The sequence below is a fragment of the Allosphingosinicella sp. genome (assembly GCF_035626655.1).
Classification (GTDB): Bacteria; Pseudomonadota; Alphaproteobacteria; order Sphingomonadales; family Sphingomonadaceae; genus Allosphingosinicella.
This window is the reverse complement of record NZ_DASPNF010000002.1, coordinates 59,279-81,047: the sequence shown is the minus strand read 5'-3', so window position 1 is coordinate 81,047 and position 21,769 is coordinate 59,279. Positions and strand designations below refer to the sequence as shown.

24 protein-coding genes are annotated in these 21,769 nt (G+C 69.8%); 18 read left to right on the top strand and 6 right to left on the bottom strand.

Annotated features, from left to right (window positions below; genetic code table 11):
• Positions 1-54 precede the first annotated feature (54 nt).
• A complete protein-coding gene (locus tag VEC11_RS01135; protein WP_464128380.1) occupies positions 55-420 on the top strand; it encodes a VOC family protein in 366 nt (121 codons plus the stop codon).
• Here the strand turns inward: VEC11_RS01135 and VEC11_RS01130 are convergent.
• Positions 417-3,290 (bottom strand): hypothetical protein, encoded by a 2,874-nt coding sequence (locus VEC11_RS01130; RefSeq protein WP_464128377.1) that lies wholly within the window; start codon positions 3,288-3,290, stop codon positions 417-419. The genes VEC11_RS01135 and VEC11_RS01130 overlap by 4 nt on opposite strands.
• Positions 3,291-3,432: 142 nt before the next feature.
• Between VEC11_RS01130 and xth the strand changes: the two genes are divergently transcribed.
• Positions 3,433-4,206: an exodeoxyribonuclease III gene (gene xth, locus VEC11_RS01125; protein ID WP_464128374.1), complete on the top strand. Its 774-nt coding sequence runs from the start codon at positions 3,433-3,435 to the stop codon at positions 4,204-4,206.
• Between the two features lie 571 nt (positions 4,207-4,777).
• On the opposite strand, the gene VEC11_RS01120 is transcribed toward xth, so the two are convergent.
• Positions 4,778-5,923: a glycosyltransferase gene (locus VEC11_RS01120; RefSeq protein ID WP_464128372.1), complete on the bottom strand. Its 1,146-nt coding sequence runs from the start codon at positions 5,921-5,923 to the stop codon at positions 4,778-4,780.
• 41 nt (positions 5,924-5,964) lie between these two features.
• Between VEC11_RS01120 and VEC11_RS01115 the strand changes: the two genes are divergently transcribed.
• Positions 5,965-7,458 carry a lipopolysaccharide biosynthesis protein gene (locus tag VEC11_RS01115; RefSeq protein WP_464128369.1) on the top strand — a complete coding sequence of 498 codons (1,494 nt, stop codon included), beginning with the start codon at positions 5,965-5,967 and terminating at the stop codon, positions 7,456-7,458.
• On the opposite strand, the gene VEC11_RS01110 is transcribed toward VEC11_RS01115, so the two are convergent.
• Positions 7,459-9,042, bottom strand: a complete 1,584-nt coding sequence (locus VEC11_RS01110) for a tetratricopeptide repeat-containing sulfotransferase family protein (RefSeq protein WP_464128366.1) — start codon at positions 9,040-9,042, stop codon at positions 7,459-7,461.
• Positions 9,043-9,123: 81 nt separating this feature from the next.
• On the opposite strand from VEC11_RS01110, the gene VEC11_RS01105 reads away from it, so the two are divergent.
• Positions 9,124-10,056 carry a complex I NDUFA9 subunit family protein gene (locus VEC11_RS01105; protein WP_464128364.1) on the top strand — a complete coding sequence of 311 codons (933 nt, stop codon included), beginning with the start codon at positions 9,124-9,126 and terminating at the stop codon, positions 10,054-10,056.
• 3 nt (positions 10,057-10,059) lie between these two features.
• Here the strand turns inward: VEC11_RS01105 and VEC11_RS01100 are convergent, their stop codons facing one another.
• Both VEC11_RS01100 and VEC11_RS01095 read right to left on the bottom strand, forming a co-directional pair.
• Positions 10,060-10,467, bottom strand: coding sequence for a hypothetical protein (locus VEC11_RS01100; protein ID WP_464128361.1), 408 nt, complete (start codon positions 10,465-10,467; stop codon positions 10,060-10,062).
• Positions 10,468-10,514: 47 nt separating this feature from the next.
• The gene (locus tag VEC11_RS01095; RefSeq protein ID WP_464128359.1) at positions 10,515-10,931 is read right to left on the bottom strand and encodes an acyl-CoA thioesterase; all 417 of its coding nucleotides are present in this window, start codon (positions 10,929-10,931) and stop codon (positions 10,515-10,517) included.
• A 158-nt stretch (positions 10,932-11,089) separates the two neighbouring features.
• On the opposite strand from VEC11_RS01095, the gene VEC11_RS01090 reads away from it, so the two are divergent.
• The 7 genes from VEC11_RS01090 (at position 11,090) to VEC11_RS01060 (ending at position 16,114) form a co-directional block, all read left to right on the top strand.
• Complete coding sequence (locus VEC11_RS01090; RefSeq protein WP_464128357.1) at positions 11,090-11,494, top strand: PRC-barrel domain-containing protein; 405 nt, start codon at positions 11,090-11,092, stop codon at positions 11,492-11,494.
• A gap of 175 nt (positions 11,495-11,669) precedes the next feature.
• Positions 11,670-12,476 (top strand): hypothetical protein, encoded by an 807-nt coding sequence (locus VEC11_RS01085; protein WP_464128354.1) that lies wholly within the window; start codon positions 11,670-11,672, stop codon positions 12,474-12,476.
• 169 nt (positions 12,477-12,645) lie between these two features.
• Positions 12,646-13,446 (top strand): undecaprenyl-diphosphate phosphatase, encoded by an 801-nt coding sequence (locus VEC11_RS01080; protein WP_464128352.1) that lies wholly within the window; start codon positions 12,646-12,648, stop codon positions 13,444-13,446.
• 29 nt (positions 13,447-13,475) lie between these two features.
• Positions 13,476-14,021 carry a hypothetical protein gene (locus VEC11_RS01075; RefSeq protein WP_464128349.1) on the top strand — a complete coding sequence of 182 codons (546 nt, stop codon included), beginning with the start codon at positions 13,476-13,478 and terminating at the stop codon, positions 14,019-14,021.
• A gap of 77 nt (positions 14,022-14,098) precedes the next feature.
• Positions 14,099-14,770 (top strand): DUF2059 domain-containing protein, encoded by a 672-nt coding sequence (locus VEC11_RS01070; protein ID WP_464128347.1) that lies wholly within the window; start codon positions 14,099-14,101, stop codon positions 14,768-14,770.
• A gap of 86 nt (positions 14,771-14,856) precedes the next feature.
• Complete coding sequence (locus VEC11_RS01065) at positions 14,857-15,393, top strand: hypothetical protein (RefSeq protein WP_464128344.1); 537 nt, start codon at positions 14,857-14,859, stop codon at positions 15,391-15,393.
• A gap of 49 nt (positions 15,394-15,442) precedes the next feature.
• Positions 15,443-16,114: a glutathione S-transferase family protein gene (locus VEC11_RS01060; protein ID WP_464128343.1), complete on the top strand. Its 672-nt coding sequence runs from the start codon at positions 15,443-15,445 to the stop codon at positions 16,112-16,114.
• 7 nt (positions 16,115-16,121) lie between these two features.
• On the opposite strand, the gene VEC11_RS01055 is transcribed toward VEC11_RS01060, so the two are convergent.
• Positions 16,122-16,697: a hypothetical protein gene (locus tag VEC11_RS01055; RefSeq protein ID WP_464128341.1), complete on the bottom strand. Its 576-nt coding sequence runs from the start codon at positions 16,695-16,697 to the stop codon at positions 16,122-16,124.
• Positions 16,698-16,801: 104 nt separating this feature from the next.
• On the opposite strand from VEC11_RS01055, the gene VEC11_RS01050 reads away from it, so the two are divergent.
• The 7 genes from VEC11_RS01050 (at position 16,802) to miaB (ending at position 21,679) form a co-directional block, all read left to right on the top strand.
• Positions 16,802-17,374 carry a NifU family protein gene (locus VEC11_RS01050; RefSeq protein ID WP_464128594.1) on the top strand — a complete coding sequence of 191 codons (573 nt, stop codon included), beginning with the start codon at positions 16,802-16,804 and terminating at the stop codon, positions 17,372-17,374.
• Between the two features lie 37 nt (positions 17,375-17,411).
• Positions 17,412-18,014, top strand: a complete 603-nt coding sequence (tsaB, locus tag VEC11_RS01045; protein WP_464128339.1) for a tRNA (adenosine(37)-N6)-threonylcarbamoyltransferase complex dimerization subunit type 1 TsaB — start codon at positions 17,412-17,414, stop codon at positions 18,012-18,014.
• On the top strand, positions 18,011-18,490 hold the full coding sequence (gene rimI / locus VEC11_RS01040; protein ID WP_464128336.1) for a ribosomal protein S18-alanine N-acetyltransferase: 480 nt from the start codon (positions 18,011-18,013) through the stop codon (positions 18,488-18,490). Before tsaB ends, rimI begins: the two co-directional genes overlap by 4 nt.
• A 126-nt stretch (positions 18,491-18,616) precedes the next feature.
• Positions 18,617-19,042 carry a Ros/MucR family transcriptional regulator gene (locus VEC11_RS01035; protein ID WP_464128593.1) on the top strand — a complete coding sequence of 142 codons (426 nt, stop codon included), beginning with the start codon at positions 18,617-18,619 and terminating at the stop codon, positions 19,040-19,042.
• Between the two features lie 108 nt (positions 19,043-19,150).
• The gene (locus VEC11_RS01030; RefSeq protein ID WP_464128334.1) at positions 19,151-19,573 is read left to right on the top strand and encodes a Fur family transcriptional regulator; all 423 of its coding nucleotides are present in this window, start codon (positions 19,151-19,153) and stop codon (positions 19,571-19,573) included.
• Positions 19,574-20,353 (top strand): lysophospholipid acyltransferase family protein, encoded by a 780-nt coding sequence (locus VEC11_RS01025; RefSeq protein WP_464128331.1) that lies wholly within the window; start codon positions 19,574-19,576, stop codon positions 20,351-20,353. It begins immediately after the preceding gene.
• Positions 20,354-20,362: 9 nt separating this feature from the next.
• On the top strand, positions 20,363-21,679 hold the full coding sequence (gene miaB, locus VEC11_RS01020; RefSeq protein ID WP_464128329.1) for a tRNA (N6-isopentenyl adenosine(37)-C2)-methylthiotransferase MiaB: 1,317 nt from the start codon (positions 20,363-20,365) through the stop codon (positions 21,677-21,679).
• The last annotated feature ends 90 nt before the right edge of the window (positions 21,680-21,769 follow it).

Sequence of the window (21,769 nt, the reverse complement as noted above, 5' to 3'; positions counted from 1 at the left end):
CCTTGTCCCGCCGCCTCGTCGCGGGACACAGCGGCGCATCAGCAGGAGGGCCGCATGATCACCCACGTCAAGTTCGTCTCCATCCCGACCAGCGACCAGGACCGCGCGCTTGCCTTCTGGACGGAGAAGGTCGGCTTCACCCTGATGTCGGACCAGCCCTTCGACGACAGTCAGCGCTGGATCGAGCTCGCCGTCGGCAACAGCCCGACCCGCTTCGTCCTGTTCACGCCCGAGGGGCAGGCGGAGCGGATCGGCTCCTTCTTCAACGGCGCGCTCGCCTGCGACGATGTCGAGGCGACCCACCGCCAGCTCAGTGCGCGCGGCGTCGAGTTCGTCACCCCGCCGACGAAGCAGCATTGGGGCAGCTTCGCGATCTTCAGGGACCCGGACGGCAACCAGTTCGTCCTGAGCCAGCGCTAGACGGCCTCTGCCTTGCCGCGCCGGCGCCGCACGGGCGCCGGCGGGTCCGTGCCTTCGAGCGCCTCGAACAGCGCCTTGAGAGAGGTGAAGCGCCGCCCGCCCCCCAGCGCCGAGGCCAGCTCGAAGCCGAGCTTGCGGTAGCTTTCGAACTGCGATTCCGAGAAGAACTGGTCCGCCGTGGTCTCGTGCGGGAAGGTGGCGTTCATCCGCGCATAGGCGACGATGTCGCGCGGCAGCTCGTCCTCGTTGAAATAGCTGGGCTTCAGATAGAGGATCTTGCCGGTGCGCCGGGGCGTGTCGTCCGGCTCGTCGGGCTGGCGCGGATAGGTGACGTCGCCGATCGCCCAGGCCAGCTGCCCGTTTTCGAGATCGTCGCCGCGCCGGCGGATCTTCATCGGCGCGAAATGGATGTCGACATTGAGGTCGATCTTCGCCTTGCGCACCGCATTGCCGAGATCGGCGAACTTGCATTCGGGGTCGCAGCCCGCATCGCTGACGACGATATAGGGGCAGCCCCGGCGCAGCATCTCGTACAGCCCCAGATTCTCGAAATGGCCGCCGTCGGACAGATAGATGTCCCGCCCGCGGTCATGGGTGGTGCCGGCCAGCTCGCTGAGCAAAGCGAGCAGGGCATTGGCGGGGGCCGCGTCCTGCACCCGGCTGTCGGGCGCGTTCGCGACCGCGGGATTGCTCATCCAGGCGCCGAGGCGGACGTTGAACAGGGTCATCAGGAAGGCGGTCGCGGCCGAGCTGTGATAGCCCATATTGGGGCTCGCCGCCGCGCCCGAGATGGACATTGCGGTAGCGAGGCTGACGCCCGTCCCCGGCATGGCGAGATCGCTTTCGCGCCCGCCATAATCCGCCGAGGCGACGAAGGCGCCGCGCCTGTCCTCGTGCGGCCGGCGCGCATCGGCGTCGAGGAAGATGCTCCCGGAATAAAGCGGGGTGAAGACGAAGGGCTCGGCCTTGCGCTCCTGCCAGGCGAGATTCTCGGTCGCGGTCACGTTGAGCGCGACGTTGATCACCGGATAGAGCCGGAGCGCCTCGCCCTCGTCCCGCTCCTTGAGCCGGTGCAGCCGGACATTGTCCTGCGCGTCGAAGCCGGTGAAGGGATCGGGATGCCGGTCGATCCGCACCGCGCCGAGGAAGGCGCGGGCGAGCCGGTTCCGGTAGAGGCCGTTCAGCGAGAAGCGGTTGATGTCGATCCGCCAGATCATCAACCGGAGGAAGACCAGAAGCGCGCCGGCCAGCACCCAGTGCGCCATCACCCGCGCATCCATCCACTCGGAGAGCCAGGGCTTGATCCCCTCCGCAATCGGCTGGATCGCCCAGATCTCCACGCGCGCCAGCAGCAGCAGGAGCAGCATCGCGAAGAGGATGGTCGCCACCGTGATCGTCGTCTCCGCCGACAGGCGCCGGCGGACCGCCGCGACCGCGCCGCCGCCGGCCCCGCTGTCGCTCTCGCCGCTCTTGCCGCCGATCAGCGAAATCATCCCGGTGACGATCGTCAGCAGCCCGGCCAGGCTCATGTCGTAGCTGGCCAGATAGCGCTCGAGCAGCAGGTTGAGCAGCAAAGCGGCGGTCGCGGCCAGCGCCCAGAGCAGCATCAGCTTGAGCTTGATCGCCGACAGCCGCGCCAGCCATTCCCGGTCGTCGTCGGGCCGGGCGACGCCGTCGCCGGGGCTGCGCAGCGCCACGAACACAACCGTCGCGACGAGCTGCACGGTGAGCAGCCAGAGCGGGCCGGCAAGGGCGAGGACGACGCCCTGCCATTTCGCCGCATCCCCGGTCGCGGTAGCCCGTTCGAACAGCCACGGGCCGAGCAGCAGCATCGCCCCCATGGCGGCGCAGGCGATGACGGCGACGACCAGGTCCCGCAGGACCGCGCGGCGGCCCTCGGGCGGGCGCGTCAGGCCGGCCAGGCCGAAGCCCGCGACGACGCCCGCCAGCGTGGCGAGGGCCAAAGGGAGGCCGACGGGCGCGGGCCACTCCTCGGGCCAGATTCCCGCGAGCGGGCCGATCACGGCCGCCTTCTCGCCGATCAGGTCCGGCGCGACCGAGAAGGTCCCGGCGACCGCCCAGATCGTGAACGGCACCACGATCCAGGCGGAATGCCAATTGTCGTTCCGCCGCTCGTCGAACGGGATCTCGCGGCGATAGCTGGGCAGCGCGCGGATCGTGTTCCAGGCGGCCGTCCCGGCGGCCAGGCCCGCGACGATCAGCGGCGTCCAGACCAGCAGGAAGGGCGCAAAGCCCACGCGCGGCGCCATCGTCTCGAGCGAATGGTAGAAGAGGTTCGGGACGAGCGCGACGAGCAGCAGCAGCGGCCCGAAGACGAACCAGTTGGTCAGCACGTTGCGCAGCGACATGGCGATCGCGGTCCAGGTGTCGTTCGAGGCGATGCCGATCCGCGGGGTGATGAAGTTGCTGTTCTTCCTGAGCTTGCGGATCTCGTCCGGCTCCACCTCCTCGCCGAGCTGCCCGACGACGGCCGCGACGGGCGGAAGGTCGGCCGCGGTCTCCTGCGCGGCGGGCGCGGACGCCTGCCGGGCCAGCATGCCGGCGATCCCGGCCATCCGCGCCTGCCGCGCCGTATAGATCCAGCGCTGCAGCCAGGCATTGATATAGCCGCCGCCAGACACGCTGGAGACATAGTGGAATTCGCCGAGCACGCCGCGCCGGCTCAGGCCCTGCATGATGCCGAGCGCGAAGGAGGCGCTGCGGATGCCGCCGCCGGAGAGGCACAGGGCCGCCTGGCCGTGCAGCGCGACTTTCCGGAAATAATCCGTCTCGGTCGCCGGCGGGGTCTCGCCGGGCCAGAATAGCGAATATTCGTCGGCGAGGACTTTCAGCGTCGGCTGAATAGCCACATTCTCCGAATGATTCCCGGCAGCGTCCCCCATCCGATCTCTCCCCGGCCGCGACTCGACTATACTGGACTTGCGCCAGCTCGTAACGTGACTGTCGTCACGCGGCGGCGGCTCTTCCCCGCGGTTCGTGCATTTGAGGCGCATGAAGATCGCCACCTTCAACGTGAACGGGATTAACGGCCGGCTGCCCAATGTGCTGGCCTGGCTCGAGGAGGCGCAGCCCGACGTCGCCTGCCTGCAGGAGCTGAAGGCGCCCGACGAGCGCTTCCCCGAGGCCGCGCTCGAGAAGGCCGGCTATGGCGCGATCTGGCACGGGCAGAAGAGCTGGAACGGCGTCGCCATCCTCGCGAGAGGCTGCAAGCCGGTGGAGACGCATCGCGGCCTGCCGGGCGATCCCGAGGACACGCACAGCCGCTATATCGAGGCGGCGGTGAGCGGCGTTCTGGTCGGCTGCCTCTATCTCCCCAACGGCAATCCGGTCGGCGGCCCGAAATTCGCCTACAAGCTGGGCTGGATGGAGCGCTTCATGGCGCGGGCGAAGAGCCTGGTGAAGCTCGACTGCCCGATCGTGCTGGCCGGCGACTACAACATCATCCCCACCGACCGGGACGTCTACAAGCCCGAGCGCTGGCAGGACGACGCATTGTTCCAGCCGGAGCCGCGCGCCCAGTACAGGAAGCTGCTGAAGCAGGGCTGGACCGACGCCCTCCGCCACCTCCACCCGGACGAGACGATCTTCACCTTCTGGGACTATTGGCGGAACAGCTTCGCCCGCAATGCCGGCATCCGCATCGATCATCTGCTGCTGAACAAGGTGGCGGCGAAGCGGCTTGTGAGCGCGGGCGTGGACCGCGACACCCGCGGCCGGGAGAAGGCCAGCGACCACGCGCCGGTGTGGGTGGAGCTTGGGGACTGACCCACTACCGCCGCCGCTAATCTAGCGGCCCAAGTATCGCCGCCCTTCCGGGCATCTAATCAACTACTGGAGGGGCCGCTACTTGCGGCCCCTCTTTTTGCCTACACAGGTGCGCACGGGCCGCGATGACCGGTCGCGCGCAAGTGTTGCGCGCAAGCCCGCTCGGCGGCCTCGTAGCTGGCATAATTCTGGCCCACGATATGAGGTCGAAGACCACCATCGCAAACCGCGTTATAGGACGACGCAGCAAGCGCGCTTCCGGACGTCAGAGCTAGGCAAGCGCAAGCAATCGTAAATCTACGCATCGTTCTCTCCCATCTCTTGATTTGCCGAATTGTTCGGCTCCCAAAGAATATAGAGATTACGCTGCGGCCCTTTGTTCGTTCGGCAGATGATCCCAATCTTTCGATAAATTGGCGACGTTGAAGACTATCCGCCTTTTTGCTTCGATGAACGACAGCGCGCTGGATTGGCTATGGGCTGTTTGCGGGCTACTGAGTCAAATATATTAGTCCCCAACGGAGGTAAGAAGGTGGATGCTGGATCAAGTCCGGCGTGACAAAGTGTTGATTCAGCTCTCGCGCTCGATCCCCGCGACCTCGTCGTAGATCGCCTCGAGCCGCTCCGCCTGCCGCGCCCGGTCGAACCGCTCGACCGCGAGCGCGCGGGCGGCGAAGCCCATTTCCCGCCGCAGGTCCGCGCCGTCGAGCAACGCGCCGATCCGCGCGGCCAGAGCGGCGCGGTCGCCTTCCTTCACCATATAGCCGGTCTCGCCGTCCTCGACCGCCTCGGGAATGCCCGAATGGCGGGTCGCGACCACCGGGATGCCGCAGGCCGCGCCCTCGACGACGACGTTGGGGAGCCCCTCCGCATCGCCGTCGCGCGCCCGCACGCTCGGCGCGGCGAGCAGGGTCGCGCGGCGCATCCAGGTCGCCACCTCGTCGACCGGCTGCGGGCCGAGGAACTGCGCCTTCACGCCGAGCGCGCCCGCCTGGCGCTGCAGCTGCGCGCGCAGCGGCCCCTCGCCGATCACAACCAGCCTGACGCCCGTCAGGCCCGCCAGCGCGGCGATCAGGTCCGCCGTCCCCTTCTTCTCGACCAGCCGGCCGACATGCAGGACCGTGCCCGGCTCGCGCGGCCTCTTGCCCGGCTGGAAGCGGTCGAGATCGACGCCGTTATAATGGGTCCGGGTCCGCGCGGCGGGATAGCCCAGGGCGATCGCCTGCTTCCGGAGCGCGTCGGAGACGGCGAGGAACAGGGTGCCGCTTTGCATCAGCCGCCCGCGCTGCAGCGCGTAGCGGCTCCAGGTCGGCCGCCCCGAGGCGATCAGGGCGGCGCGGGTCAGGGTCACGTCATAGCCGCGCAAATGGGTGATCAAAGGCAGCTTCAGCGCCCGGGCCAGGGCCAGCATCTTCAGCCCGTCCGTGCCGAAATGGGCGTGGAGCAGCTGCGGCCGGGCCTTGCGCAATTTCGCCTCGACCGCGCCGCCCCGGCCCGTCGCCGCAAAGGCCAGCCGCTCCGCCACATTGGCCGGCAGGATCATCCCCTCGCGCAGCTCGGGCAAAATCTCGCCCTTGCGCTCCAGCCCGACGAGAATGGGCCGCCAGCGCGTCAGCGACGCGGCCTGCTCCTGGATGAAGCGCTCGGTCGCGTTGAACAAGGCGGTGCGGAACACGGCGACGACCGGCCGCTCGCCCTCTGCCTGCTGGACGGACATAGTTCTTGGTCGGACGCCGCCCATCCGGATACAAGCGCAAAGTGACCGAAGCCGCGGCCCAGCGTCTGATTCTGAAGGGTGGCGGCTCGGCCGCTCTCGGCTTCCTGATCCGGCTCGGCGCCCGCCTGCTCTTCGTGCTGATGGCCGGCCGGCTGTTCGGCGTCGCCCTGTTCGGCGCCTTCACCATCGCCGTCGCCGTGGTCGAGCTCGCCGTCACGCTCGGCGGCGCCGGCATGAAGCGGCAATTGTTCAAGTTGCTCGACGAGGAACGGGACGGCCGCAGCCCGCCGCACGTCCTGCTCGACGCCATCGCGCTGGTGACGCTGGCCAGCCTCGTCTGCATCGCCCCGGTGATGCTCGGCGCGATCCTGATCGCGGACGACCCGCTGGCGGACAAGACGGCGACGGCCTTGCTGCTGCTCGCGCCGATGATCTGGGGCCAGGCCCTGCTCGATCTGCTGCTCGCCGCGACGCGCTGGACGCACAAGATGCGCCACCAGGTCTGGGCGCGCTCGATCATCGAGCCTTATGCCGGCGTGGCGGTGGCCGCTTTGGCCTGGGCGCTCGGCTTCCAGGCGACCGGCCTGATCGTCGGCTATTGGGCGGGCACGCTCGGCGCGCTTGGCTATGCCCTGGTCAGTGCCCGCTTGTGCCTCGGCCCGTTCAGCCTCCGCACCTGGCGTCTCTCCCCCGCGCGCCTGCTGTTCGTCGCCAGGGAAACCGCGCTGCCGACGCTCAGCGATTTCACCAATGCGCTCGCCGGCCGGCTCGATCTCTACCTCGTCGGCCTCTTCCTGGGCGAGAGCCCGGCCGGCATTTACGGTATGGCCCGCCAGGTCCGCACCCCGATAAGGCAAGTGCGGCAGAGCTTCGACGGCCTGCTCACGCCGATCGTCTCGCGCACGCTCAGCCTCGCGGGCCCGGCCCGGACCGGCCAGGCGACCGCCTCGGCGACCCGCCTGATCCTCGCCATCCAGCTGCCCATGCTGATCGGGCTGGTCGCGATCGGCGAGCCCCTGCTGCGCTGGATCGGCCCGGAATTCGCCGCCGGCTATCTCGCCATGCTGCTGCTCGCCGCGGCCGAGGCGATCCAGGGCGCCTATGGCGTCTCCGACCTCATCCTGCTCTACCGCCGGCCGGCGCTGATCCTCTGGCTCACCGCGATCGGCGCCGCGGTGAACGTCGCCGCCGGCCTGATCCTGATCCCCCGCTTCGGCGTGGAGGGCGCCGCCGCGGCCGCGCTGGCCGCCTATGTCGCCGCCAATGCCGCGCGCCGCCTGTTCCTCGCCCGGTCCTTCGCCATCCACGTCCCGCTCGGTTACGCCGGCGCGCCCTTGCTGGCCGGCGCCGCGGGCCTCGCCGTCGCGCTCGCCCTCGCCGGGATGCCGATGCTCGCCTTCCTCGCCGGCCTCGCGGCCTATGGCGCGACCCTCGGCACCGCGCTCAGGCTGGGCGGCGCCAGCCTGTCGATGACCCATTTCGTGATCGACGCCGCGGCAGAGGACGTCACGCCGCCGGACCCGCAATTGCGCTGATCAGGGCGCCAGCAGCGGCAGGACCGGGGCGAGCGCGTCTTCATGGTCCTGCCAGCGGCCCACCTCGCCGGTCCAGCTGGCCGGAGCCGATAGCGCGCCCCCGCGCGGCAGGCCGATAAAATCGGCGAGCGCCTTCATCTCGCCCCCCGGATCGGCCAGCACCTGCTCGCGCCCGGCCACATGGAGGAACAGGCCGAACGCCGCCTCGCTGGCCTCGACCAGCGCCATAGTCGCCGCATAGAGCGCGGCGGTGCCCTCCAGGCTGAGCAGCTGCCAGGCCGGATCGGACATGGGCAGACGCGCGCGAAAGGCCGCGAGAACGGCGTCGCGCGGGTCGCGCCGGGCCAGGATCACCCGCGCATCGGGGAACAGGCGGGCGATCAGGGGCAGCTTGAAGATGTTGAAGGCATTGCTGTCGACGAAGACCTTGCCCACGGGATCGACCCCGCGCTCCGCGACCCGGCGCCAATAGGCCTCGCGCAGGGGCTCGAGCGCCTCGTCATCGAGCGCGCAGAAGCGGGCGATCCGGTCCGCATCCGCAAGCCACTCCCGCGTCGCGTCGACCAGGGCCTCCGCGCCGGGCAGCATGAGGACGTCCGGCTGCGCCGCCAGCGCCGCTTCAAGCTCCGCCGCGCCGGAGCCGGGAAAGCCGATGAGGAAGACGTGGCGCTTCGCCGGGCTGCGCCCGCCATGGCCCCAGGCCGCGGCCACCCGTTGCCCGCCCAAAGCCACGGTGAGGCTCCGCACCAGGGCGAGCGTCCCCGGCCGCGCTGCATAATCCCCGCGATAGCGCGCTTCCTCCAGCTTGTTGGCCCCGCCCCAGGCGGCGAAGGCCTCCGCATGCCGCCCGAGCGCGTCGAGCGCGTCGCCGCGCAGGCCGATCGCAAGCGCCCGGTCGACCGGCGCCAGCCGCGCGTCGCCGAGCAGGGCCGCGAGCGCGGCCTCCGCCGCCTCCGGCTTCCCTTCGGCGAGGTCCGCGCCGGCAAGCGTCAGCACCGCGCCCGGCCAGCCCGGCTCGCGCGCCAGCACCCGCGCCGCCAGCTCCCGCGCCTCCGCGGCCGCGCCGCGCCGCAGCGCCAGCGCCGCCAGCCCGTCCAGAGCGATCAGATTGTCCGGGTCGACCGCCGCCGCGCCCTCGAAATCCGCCAGCGCCTCCGCCTCCCGGCCCAGCGCCAGCAGCGCCATCCCCCGGTTCGCCAGCGCCGGCGCGAACCGCGGCTCCCTCGCCAGCGCGTCGCCGAACGAAGCCGCCGCCGCCTCGAACCGGCTTTGCCGGCTGAGCACCAGCCCGATCGCGTTCATCACCCCGATCGCCTCCGGCGCCGCCGCCAGCGCGCGCTGCAGCAGGACCAAGGCCTCGTCCAGCCGCCCCTGCTCCTCGCGCCGCCCGGCGACGAGGTTCAGCACCATCGGGTGGTCGATGCCGTCGGCGAGCGCGTCCTCGGCAAGCTTGCCGGCGGCGATGATGTCGCCGGATGTCAGCGCGCCATGCACCGCCCGCAGCCGCGCCCGGTCCGTGTCGGGGTCGCGGACCGTCGTGGCGGAGCCGCCGCCATTGCCATTGGTGCCGTTGGAGGAGATCATGGGCGCGGGCTTTGCGGCCCGCCCCAATCCTTGTCAACGCGCCCCTTGTCAACGCGGCGCCATGGGGGCAAAGGCGCGGCCATGCCTCCCAAGACCGACATCCTCGTCACCGTGTTCGGCGCCGGCGGCTTTCTCGGCCGCTACGTCGCCCAGTCGCTGCTCAAGACCGGGGTGCGCATCCGCGCTGCCGAGCGCGATCCGCGCCGCGCCTGGTATCTGAAGCCGCTCGGCGGGCTCGGCCAGGTGCAGTTCGTCCGCGCCGACATCACGGACAGGGCCGCGGTCGCCGCCGCGGTCCAGGGCTCCGACGCGGTCGTCAACCTGGTCGGCATCCTAAAGGGGCCGTTCCAGAAGATCCACGTCGACGGCGCCCGCAACGTCGCCGGGGCCGCCGCCGCGGCGGGCGTCCCTGCGCTCGTCCACATCTCCGCGATCGGCGCCGACCCGGAAGCGGAGAGCAATTACGGCCGCACCAAGGGCGAGGGCGAGCAGGCGGTCCGGGCCGCCTTCCCGGGCGCGACGATCATCCGCCCGAGCATCGCCTTCGGCCAGGAGGACGATTTCATCAACCGCTTCGCCCGCATGGCGCGGCTGCTGCCGATCCTCCCGGTGATCCGGCCGAGCTGGAAGCTGCAGCCGGTCCATGCCGCCGATCTCGGCAAGGCGATCGCGCTGGCCGCGCTCGATCCGAAGAATCATGCCGGCCAGACCTACGAGCTGGGCGGGCCCAACGTCCTGACCATGGCGGAGCTCAACCGCTGGATCTGCGAGACCACACTCCATCGCCGCGCCATTGCGGAGCTGCCCGATCCAGTCGGCAAGGCCATTGCCCGCCTCACCAGCTGGGCGCCCGGCGCGCCGCTCACCTGGGATCAGTGGCTGATGATGCAGCGGGACAATGTCGCCTCGGGTCCCGGCTTCGAGGCGTTCGGCCTGCACCCGGCGCCGCTGGCCGCGGTCGCGCCGGCCTGGCTCGTCCCCTTCCGCCGCCACGGGCGCTTCGCCAAGGCCTGAGCCCTATTGGTTGAGCACCGGCGTCACCTCGGCGGTGATCGCCCGGGTCAGCGTCGAGAATTCGAGCCCGCACTGGGAGGTGATCGGCTGCCAGGCGGGGCCGCGTGGCGGCAGCGTCGCGCGCGCCGCGGTCAGCGCCGGGCCGATCCTACCGGCCGGATAGCGGACCGCGAGCCGGCCGAGATAGAAGCTCGTCGCCTCGCGCATCCGCGCCATGGTCTCGGCCGGCGGCGGGCTGGCCGTGTTGCGCTGCAGGATGGCGAGGCCGGTGCCCAGCACGATCGCGCATTGCGCGTCGCGGCCGGCCGTGCCGGCGGCGGGCGCGGGCCGCGTCGGCGCCGGTCTGGCCGGGGGCGCAGGCTGGGCGGCGGCCAGGAGCAGGGGGCAGGCGAGCAGCAGCGCGTATTTCATGAGAGCCTCCAGGGGGTTCGCTTCCCTCCCCCGGCAGCCTCCGGCTGTCAATCGGCGCGGCGCTCCCCCACGAACATCCCGATCACGTCCCGCGCCAGCCGCGCCGGCCGCTGCGTCGCGGCGTCGAGGCAGCACCAGCTGGATTTCACCTCGGCCAGCACGTCCTCGCCGCGCTTGATCAGGGTGTGGAAGAAGGCCCGCGCCCCGTGCATGCCCTCGGCCACCACCTGGGCGACGACATTGTCCTCGAGAAAGGCCGGCCGGCGGTAGGTGATCTCATGCTTGATCGCGACCCAGAGATGCTGGGCCACGGCCTCGGCCGGCGCCACCCGCCGCCAATAGGCGATCACCGCCTCCTGCACCCATTTCAGATACACGCTGTTGTTGACATGGCCCATGAAGTCGATGTCGCCGGGCTCGACGGCGAGGCTGTGGATGTGGGGCGCACGGGCGGATTCGGTCATCGCCCCAAGGTAAACTGACAATCGTGTCAATAATAGGACGAAATCGCACCGCCCGCGCTTTCGCAACGCTCCGCCGCGCCAGGGGAGTATCGGCCAGAACAGGGCTGCCCGTCGCGCGTTCTGTCGGCACCCATTCCCTTGTTTCTCCGGAGGAAAAGATGGCCGACGACACCCTCACCAACCCTGGTATCACCCGCGCGGACGAAACCGCCACCCAGAGCCCCAACCGCCTGATCGCCTCCAACCGCGTCGAAGGCACCGCGGTCTACGACCGCCAGGGCGAGAAGCTCGGCCGGATCGAGAATTTCATGGTCGATAAGCGAAGCGGCCAGGCCGAATATGCGGTCATGTCCTTCGGCGGCTTCCTCGGCATCGGGGACGACCATTATCCGATCCCGTGGAGCAAGCTTACCTACGACACCGACAAGGGCGGCTATGTCGTCGACCTCGACCGCGAGAAGCTGAAGGAAGGCCCGAAATACCGCGCCGACGAGGAGCCCGTGTTCGACCGCGACTATGACCGGCGGGTCTACGATTATTACGGCGTGGTCTACACCTGGTAGGCGACCGGATCGCATATCTGAGTCATCCCGGCGAAGGCCCGGACCCATGGACACCGCCGCCTCAGATGGGGCGGCGGTGTCTGCTATGGGTGGAAAGCGGACAGCCTCCCTGATCTTGCAATGTAGGATTTCATCTGTCCTAAGCTGGCGGGTGAAGCACGATTCCGAAAAGCCGATGCTTCCGGTCCCCGCGCCCGCGCCGGGCCTGCCCGAGCATCCCGTCTTCCCGACCGACGCGGAGACCGAGGCCTATTGGCGCGGCGTCTCCAGCGGCCTGCAGATGGCCGCCGCGAGCAATGTCACGATCGTCGGCGGCCCGCCGGACGACGGTGCGCCCGGCCCGCGCGTGCGCCGGGCCCGCATCGACGGCCTGTCGGGCGTCAAGCAGGCCGTCTTCCTGGAGAGTTACGCCGAAGGCCTGACGGTGGAGGAAGCCGCTGCGAAAGCGCAGATCAGCGTCTCCGCCATCTACAGTTTCGCCAATCGCGCCGCCGGGCGCGCCTTCGCCATCGCCTGGGACGCCGCGGCCCATCGCCGGCGCCGCCGCTTCGCCGATCATCTGATGGACCGGTCGCTCAAGGGCCAGACCGAGGTGATCCGGGGCGAGGACGGCCGCCTCGTCGGCACGCGTCACCGCCACGACAATCGTCTCGCAATGGGCATGCTCACCCGGGCGGACCGGAAGGCGGAGGCCTATACCGAGGGCGAGCGCCTGACCCTGGCCATCTCCGAGGAGTTCGAGGAGCTGCTCGACATCATCGAGGCGGAGGGCAATGCCATGGCCTTCATCGAATCCCGGCGTCCGCTGGAGGAGGAACCATATCCTCCTGCCAGCCGCGCTCCCGAGGGCGACGAGGCCCTGCGCGACTTTTACTACCGCTCGCGCTCCGCCGCCGAGGAGAACCGCCTGCCCGACCGGCCGTTCGACCGCTATCCGGACAACGGGCGGGAGGGGCCGCCCTCGCCGGATGACTCGACCTGATCCACCGTGCTCCGGCGAAGGCCGGAGCGCCGGCCCGCGGCAAGACGGGTCTCGCAACGCTCCGGCCTTCGCCGGAGCACGATGCCCCGACCCCCCTCCCCTGCATATCCTCCATTTGGTTCCACTTAACCCGCTGGACACGCCTTCCCCGCCCGCTACGAAAGCAGCCATGCCCATCCTGCTCACCATCCTCATTCTCGGCATCGTTGAAGGCGTCACCGAGTTCATTCCGGTTTCCTCGACCGGCCATCTCATCCTCGCCTCGGAGCTGCTCGGCTATGACGCGGCGCAATGGGCGGTGTTCAACGTCGTCATCCAGCTCGGCGCGATCCTCGCGGTGATCGTGCTCTACTGGCGGACCTTCTGGGCCGTGCTGGTCGGCCTCTTCCAGATGAAGCCGGAAAGCTGGCGCTTCGTGCGCAACGTGCTCGTCGCCTTCCTGCCTTCGGCCGTGCTCGGCTTCCTCCTGATCGACCGGATCGAGGCCATGCTGGGCAGCGCGACGATCGTCGCCTGGGCCCTGATCGGCGGCGGCGTGGCGATGCTGGTGATCGAGAAGCTGGCGCCGCAGGGCAAGGAGAAGGGCGTCGCCGACATCAGCCTCGGCAAGGCGATCGGCGTCGGCGCGATCCAGTGCCTGTCGATGATCCCGGGCGTCAGCCGCTCGGGCGCCACCATCCTCGGCGGCCTCTCGCTCGGCATCGAGCGGCGCACGGCCGCCGAGTTCAGCTTCTTCCTCGCCGTGCCCACGATGCTCGGCGCCACCACCCTGCAGCTTGCCAAGCATCACGAGGCGCTGGGCGCGGCCAGCCTGGGCGGGATCGCGCTCGGCTTCCTCGTCTCGTTCATCGTCGCGGTGTTCGTCATCAAATGGTTCATCCGCATCGTCTCGCGGCGGGGCTTCGCGCCTTTCGCCTGGTATCGGATTGTCGTCGGCGGCGCGGCCCTGGTCTGGCTGGCCATGCGCTGACGGAGGGAATCGTCTGTGGGGAGGACAGGATGAGGAGACATTTCGCCGCCGTGCTGCTTGCCGGCCTGCCGGCCGCGCCGGCAGCCGCCCAGCCACCGCTCGATCCCGCGGCGCTCGAGCTCGCCCGGGTGCTGATGCAGCGGGATCCGTCGCTCTACGACGATGCCGATACATCGCGGATCCAGTCCCGCATCGAGAATCTGCTGCTCGCCGAGCAGGGGGCCTGCAACGCCTTCGTCGCGGCCTGCCGGGCGGCGGCGGCGGCGGCGGCCGCGCAATTCGCCCCGGCCTTCCGCCAGGAGGAACGGGCGCGGCGCGAGCGGATCACCGCCTGGCTGCTCGCGGACATGCTGCAGCCCGCCGAGATGGCGCGCTTCGCCCAGTTCCTGCGCGGCGAGGAGGGCGGCCGGCTGCTCGCCGCGGTCGCCATGCTCCGCCAGGACGACGACCGCATTCAGCGCCGGCGGCGCGAGCTGGAGCGGATGCTGGAGCGGACCATGCCCGGAGCGATGGCGGACGCGCGCGCCGAGTTCCGCCGCCGCAGCCGCAACATCCCGCGCGCGGCGCCGCGCTGAACGGGCTGCTTGCAGGACGGTCCGAAGGCTGGTGTGATATGAGAAACCTGCGGAAGGAAATCCCAATGCGGCTCCCCTTGGCATGCTTGCTTCTGGGCCTCGCGCCTGACGCCCTCGCCGCGCAGCCGGCCCCGCCGGCGCCCGCACCAGCGGCCGCGCCGCCGGCCCCCGCGCGGGCGATCGACCCTGCGCGGCTCGCCGCGGCCGAACGGCTGGTGGCGCTGGTGGCGCCGCCCGAGGTCATGCAGCGCATGCTCGGCATGCCGTTCGGCGCGATGGAGGTCGCCATGGACATGACGCCGGATCAGCTCGGCGTAGGCGAGATGATGGGGCTCGGCGCCGAGGATCGGGGCCGGACGATCGCCGAGCTCGTGGCGACACGGGACCCGCATTTCCGCGAGCGGGTGGAAATCCGCAACCGGGTCACGCAGGAGGTGCTGGTCGAGGTCATGCGCGGCGCCATGCCCGACGTCTACCGGACCATGGCCGAATTCTATGCGGCCAATCTGACCCTCGAGGAGTTGAATGGCGCCGTCGCTTATTATTCCACGCCCGGCGGGCGACGGTTCGCCAGCGCGGCCGTAAACATCATGCAGGACCCCGCCTTCGAACGGCTCATGACCACGCTGGGGCCGCAATTCGTGCAGGCCATGGCGACGATCGAGGAGCGGGTGCGGGCGGCGAGCGCGCATCTGCCGCCCGACCCGCTGGCGGCGACGGCTGCGGATGCAGAAACGGAAACAGAGTGATATATTAAGGCGTTCAGGCTGCTTTCATCGGGACTGGCGCATAGGGCGACCGACTCGTCAGATCCCGTTTCCGGGAGGAGAGATTCATGCGTAAGTTCCTGATCCCTCTCGCCGCTCTCGGCGGTGCCGCGCTCGTCGCATTGCCACTGACCGCGCAGCCGCGCGAGGAGCAGGCCCTGCGCGGCGGCGCCGAGGCCGTGCGCCAGGCCGCGCCGATGCTGGACCGCTCGACCGACGCCGCGCTCGATCTCGACATCGGGCCGCTGCTCGACGCGCTCCATCCCTACAGCCCGCGCGGCCGCCGCATGACCTTGCGCGAGCTCGGCCGGCGCGACGATCCGGATTTCGACCGCAAGCTGCGCGCCTCGCTCTACCGGGGCACGGCGCGCGCCGCCGCGACGCTCGACGCCATGGCCACGGCCGCGCCCTCGATCCGCCGCTCGCTGCGCGAGATGGAGGCCGCGATCGCCGGCGCCATGGTCGAGGCCCAGCGGCCGCTGCCGCCCGCCGCCTACGGGCCGCCGCCCGGGGTCTATGAGGACGGGCCACCGCCCCCGCCGCCGTCCGACGACGAGCTGCCGCTGCCGCCCGACGACGAGGATGACGACGGCGCGCCCTGGTAGGGGCCAAGAAGGGTAGACTGGGCCCCCGTCTCCGCTAAGGATTCGGGGGATGTGGCAGCTCTATCAATTCCCGCTCTGTCCCTTCTCCCGCAAGGTCCGCCTGACCATGGCCGAGAAGGGGATCGCCGTCGAACTGGTGCGGGTCTCGCCCTGGCTCGACGATGACGATTTCGCCGATCTGACCCCGGCCAAGCAGACGCCGGTGCTCGTCGAGGCATCGAAGGGCATCGTGCTGATCGATTCCACCGCGATCGCGGAATATTTCGAGGAGACGGTCGACCGGGCGCCGATGATCCCGGGCACCGCGCCCAACCGCGCCGAGATCCGCCGCCTCGTCTCCTGGTTCGACATCAAGCTCTACCAGGACGCGGTGGCGCCGCTGATGCACGAGCGCATGCTCAAGCGCCTGATCACCCGCGAGCCGCCCGACGCGCAGGCGCTCCGCCGCGCGATGACCGCGATCGACAGCCATCTCGACTATCTGGACTATCTGCTCGACCATCGCCGCTGGCTGGCCGGGCCGGTGCTGACCCTCGCCGATCTCGCCGCCGCCGCCCAGCTCTCCGTCGCCGACTATCTGGGCGGGATCGACTGGCGCGGCCACAAGCAGACGGTGGACTGGTATGCGGTGATGAAGTCCCGCCCCAGCTTTCGCCCCCTGCTCGGCGAGCGGATGGAAGTGATCATGCCGCCCGCCCATTACGACAAGCCGGATTTCTGATCCCGGCTCAGGCCGTCTGCCGGGTGACGCCGTGCCGCATGTAGAGCTCCCGGCGCATCACCCCGCTCCGCGGCGCGGGGGCACCCTGCGCCGCCGGAAAGATCACCTGGCCCGACAGTCCGGGCACGTCGCAGAGCGGAAAGGGATCCACCGCGCCCTGCAGCCCGGCGAGCTGGCCGCGGAAATGGCCGCCCAGCATGTCGCAATTGCCGATCCGGCCCGCCTGGTCGACGCCAATCCGGGCGCTGCTCTCGTAGACGAGGGCGCCCCGGTCGAGGGCCGAGCGAGGCGGGATCGCTTCGCCGTCCAGCGCCATGACGATGTCCAGGGTGACCGAGACGTCGGGCGGCAGTCCGCCGAACGACTGCGCCGCCTGGTCATCCATCACCATGGCGCAGAGCAGATCGGACTCCTGGCTGTCGCCATTGGCGGCCATCGTGCAGGACATGCGGCCGTCGGCGCCCGTGCCGATCGTAACCTCCATCCTGAGCGCGCCGGTGACTGGCAAAGGCGAAGCGGGGCCCGCCGGCGCCGCCGGTTGGGCGGACAGGAGCAGACCTGCCAACAGCAATCCCAGCTTCATGCCCTCATCCCCCGGTCCCTTTCGAGAATAGCATGGAAATCGCCCGGGGCGACGGGATTCGGACGCACCTTGATCCGCGGCGTCCCATGGCCCACATCCGCGCCATGCTGATCCAGACCGAAACCACGCCCAATCCCTCGACCCTCAAGTTCCTCCCGGGACAGAAGGTGATGGACGCGGGCACGCGCGATTTCGCGACGCCGGAGGAGGCCGAGGCCTCGCCGCTCGCCGAGGCGATCTTCTCGACGGGCGAGGTGGACGGCGTGTTCTTCGGCCGCGACTTCATCTCGGTCACTGCCGCACCGGGCAGCGAATGGCGGTCGCTGAAGCCGCAGGTGCTCGAGGTGCTGCTCGACCATTTCGCGAGCGGCGCGCCCTTGTTCCGCGCCGGCACCGCCGCGGGCATCAGCGTCCCGCCGGAACAGGAGATCGACGACGATCCCGCCGACGCCGAGATCGTCGCCCAGATCCGCGAGCTGATCGACACCCGCGTCCGCCCCGCCGTGGCGCAGGACGGCGGCGACATCGTCTATCGCGGCTTCCGCGAGGGCATCGTCTATCTGGCGCTGCACGGCGCCTGCCAAGGCTGCCCCTCCTCGACCATGACCCTGAAGAACGGGATCGAGGGCCTGCTGAAACATTATGTGCCCGAGGTCGTGGCGGTCGAAGCCGTCTGACCCTTTCCCCCCTGCCGCGCCGCGATAAGGTGGGCTCATGCTGCTGGTGATCGACAGCGCGACCGCCGCCTGCTCCGTGGCCCTGCTCGGGGCCGACGGGGCCGCGATTGATTCCGCCCATGAGGTCGTCGGCCGCGGCCATGCCGAGCGGCTGCTGCCGATGATCGAGGCGGTGCTGGCCGGACGGCGGCCGGGCGCGATCCTGGTCGATTGCGGGCCGGGCAGCTTCACCGGCGTACGCGTCGGCCTCGCCGCGGCGCGCGGCCTCGGCATCGGCTGGGGGATAAAGGTCACCGGCTATTCCTCCATGGCGCTGATCGCCGCCGCCAGCGGCGCGCCCGAAGCCGCGGTGGCGCTGGTGGCGGGACATGGCGAGCTATTCGTGCAAGAACATGGCGGTGACCCGATCGCGCCCCTCGGCGAGCTCCGCTCGCTGCCGCCCGAAGCGGCGGCCGCCGCGACCGCCATGCCGCTCGTGCTCGGCTCGGGCGCGCGGGCGCTGGTCGAGGCCCGAGGCCATGGCGAGTGGCGTGACGTCCTGCCCCGCGCCGCCGACGCCTGGTCGCTCCCGCCCGCGCTGCGCAGCCTGCCCGCCCGACCGATATACGGCCGTGGCCCCGATGCGAGGCCGATGAGATGAGCGGGGGGCCGATCGTCCTGAGGAGCGGCGGCCACGCGGACCTGCGCGACGTCATGGCGGTGATGGACGACAGCTTCGACGCGCGCTTCGGCGAGGCCTGGACGATGGGCCAGTGCGCGGGCCTGCTGCCCCTGCCGGGGGTCTGGCTGATGCTGGCGCGCGAGGACGAGGCGGTGCTGGGCTTCGCGCTGGCACGGCTCGTCGCGGACGAGGCCGAATTGCTTTTGCTCGCAGTCAAAGCCGCGGGACAGCGCCGGGGCATCGGGCGAATTCTGCTCGAGCATTTCGAAGACGAGGCCACGGCCCGCGGCGCGACGCGACTTCATCTCGAGGTCCGCGAAGGAAATCATGCCCTTAGCCTTTACGAGGGCGCGGGCTTCGAACTGGTCGGCCGACGCCGCGATTATTATTGCGGACAGTCGGGGGACAGATATGACGCGCTGACCCTGGCGAAGAGCACCGGGAAACTTCGCTAATCCAGGAAAAGCCATCCTCGTTTCGGCCTTGTCAAACATGCCAAAACGGACCAATCCTCCCTCTGTGACGGCCGGGCCAACGGCCGCCACGTCCTCTGATCTCAAGCGAAGTTGGAAATCGACAAAATGGAAAACCAGGACAATTACGGGGAAACGCTGGTGACCCTGACAGCCGACATTGTGTCGGCCCATGTCAGCAACAACAGCGTGGCAGTCTCTGACCTCCCGTTGCTGATCGCCAACGTGCACAGCGCGCTTTCCGGCCTCGGCGAGCGCAAGGAAGAACCGGCCGCGAAGCCGGAACCCGCCGTTTCCATCCGTTCCTCGATCAAGCCGGACTATGTGGTCTGCCTCGAGGACGGCAAGAAGCTGAAGATGCTGAAGCGGCATCTTATGACCCACTATAACATGACGCCGGACCAGTACCGGCAGAAGTGGGGCCTCTCCGCCGACTATCCGATGGTCGCCCCCAATTATGCCGAGCAGCGCCGGACCCTGGCCAAGAAGATCGGCCTGGGCACCAAGCGCAAGCGCACCGCCGCCAAGAAATAAGGGCTGCGCCGAGGCACCGTGAAAGCGCCGTCTCCGCACAAGCGGGAACGGTGCTTTTCGCACGGGCCTCCCTTTGCTCCGGCCCCGATTCTGCTCTAAAGGACCGCGATGAGCCGCAGCATCGACATCGAGGCGCTCTGCGCCGAAAAGGGCCTCCGCATCACCGAGCAGCGCCGGGTCATCGCGCGGGTGCTCGGCGAGTCCGAGGACCATCCCGACGTCGAGGCGCTGCATGCCCGCGCCGCCGCCGTCGACCCCGGCATCTCCATAGCCACCGTCTACCGGACCGTACGCCTGTTCGAGGAGGCGGGCATCCTCGAGCGCCACGATTTCGGCGACGGCCGGGCGCGCTACGAGGCGGCGGCCGAGACCCATCACGACCATCTGATCGACGTCGAGACCGGCAATGTCATCGAGTTCGTCGACGAGGAGCTTGAGGAGCTGCAGAAACGGATCGCCGCCCGGCTCGGCTTCCGCCTGGTCGATCACCGGATGGAGCTCTACGGCGTCTCGGTCTCGCGCGACAATTAGATGCGCCGCAAGCTGAGGAAATTCGGGCGCCTCTCGGCGATCCTGGCGAGCTTTGCGGTCTATGTGCCGCTCCATTATCTGTGGAAGCTGTTCGGCGCGCGCTCGCCCTGGCCGCAGCGTTTCCTGGGCTTTGCCGGCCGGCGCTTCGGGCTCAGGGTGCGGGTCGAGGGCACGCCGCTGACCAGCAACGTGCTCTACACGCCGAACCATGTGAGCTGGCTCGACATCCTGGCGGTCGGCGGCGCCGTGCCGGCGGTGTTCGTCACCAAGGCGGAGCTCGAGGGCGTCGTGATGTGGGCGTCGACGCTCAACGACAGCGTCTATATCGACCGCAACATGCGCAGCGCCGTCCATGGCCAGGCGAGCGACCTGCGCAGCCGGCTCGCCGAGGGCCGTGCCGTCTGCCTGTTCCCGGAAGGGACCACCAGCGGCCGCCTGATCCTGCCCTTCCGGCCGAGCCTCTTCGCATCGCTCTACCCGCCTTTGCCGGGAGTGATGGTGCAGCCGGTGGTCCTCGATTTCGCCCATGTCGACGACGCCGCCTGGATCGGGGACGAGGACTATAATCTGAGCGTCACCCGCTTCCTGGAGCGGCCGGGCAGGCTCGACGTCACCATCCGCTTCCTCGAGCCGATCGATCCGGCGCAGGCCGGCGACCGCAAGAAGCTTGCCGCCATGGCCCGGGCGGCGGTGATCGCCGGCCTGCCGGACAGCTACCGGGCGATCGAGGATGCCGCGCCCGCCCCGGCCGCTTCCGTTGCGGCGGCCGGCGCCGTATAGGCGCGGCCGATGAAACCGAGTCCAAGAAGCTTTCACGTCAAGTCGTTCGGCTGCCAGATGAACGTCTATGACGGCGACCGCATGGCGGAGCTGCTCGAGGCCGAGGGGCTTGAAGCGGTGGCCGACGCGGACGCCGCCGACCTCGTCGTGCTCAACACCTGCCACATCCGCGAGAAGGCGGCGGAGAAGGTCTATTCGGACATCGGCCGGCTGGTGAAGCGCGAGCACGGACCGGCGCCGATGATCGCCGTGGCGGGCTGCGTGGCGCAGGCCGAGGGCGCGGAGATCCCGCGGCGGGCCAAGGCCGTCGACATCGTGGTCGGGCCGCAGGCCTATCACAATCTGCCGGCTTTGGTCCGCGAGGCGGCAGCCGGGCGCAAGGCGCTCGACACGGACATGCCGGCCTTGTCCAAGTTCGCGGCCTTGCCGGCGCGGCGGCGGCAGGGGCCGGGCGCCTTCCTCACCGTGCAGGAGGGCTGCGACAAATTCTGCACCTATTGCGTGGTGCCCTATACGCGCGGCGCCGAGATCAGCCGCCCCTTCGCGGCGATCGTCGACGAGGCCAGGGCGCTGGTCGACGCGGGGGCGAAGGAGATCACCCTGCTCGGCCAGAACGTCAACGCCTGGGGTGAGGACGGCAAGGGGCTGGACGACCTGATCCGGGCGCTCGACCGGATCGAGGGGCTGGCGCGCATCCGCTACACGACCAGCCATCCCAACGACATGACCGAGGGCCTGATCCGCGCCCATGCCGAGGTCGGAAAGCTGATGCCCTATCTGCACCTTCCCGTGCAGTCCGGCAGCGACCGGGTGCTGAAGGCGATGAACCGCAGCCACTCGGCGGAGAGCTATCTCCGGATCCTCGAACGGGTCCGCGCGGCGCGGCCCGACATCGCCATTTCCGGCGACTTCATCGTCGGCTTCCCCGGCGAGACGGAGGCCGAGTTCGAGGAGACGCTCGGGATCGTCGAGGCAGTGAACTATGCCCAGGCCTTCTCCTTCAAATATTCGCCGCGCCCCGGGACGCCGGCAGCGGAGATGGCAGGCCAGGTCCCGCCGGCGGTGATGGACGAGCGGCTCCAGCGGCTGCAGGCCCTGCTCAACGCCCAGCAGTTCGCCTTCAACCAGGCCAGCGTCGGGCGGCGCTGCGAGGTGCTGATCGAGCGGACCGGCCGGAAGCCGGGCCAGATGCTCGGCAAGTCGCCCTGGCTGCAGTCGGTCCATCTGGAGACCGACGCCGCGATCGGCGACCTGGTCGAGGTCGAGCTGCTGGCGGCGGGGCCGAACAGCCTGGCCGGGGCGGCGCTGGTGCGGAAGGTGGCGTAGCCGTTCGTCACCTACCCAAAGCGAAGGGCTGGGTTGCTTCGCTGCGCTCGCAATGACGAGGGAGGGGTCGTCATTGCGAGGCGCGCCAGC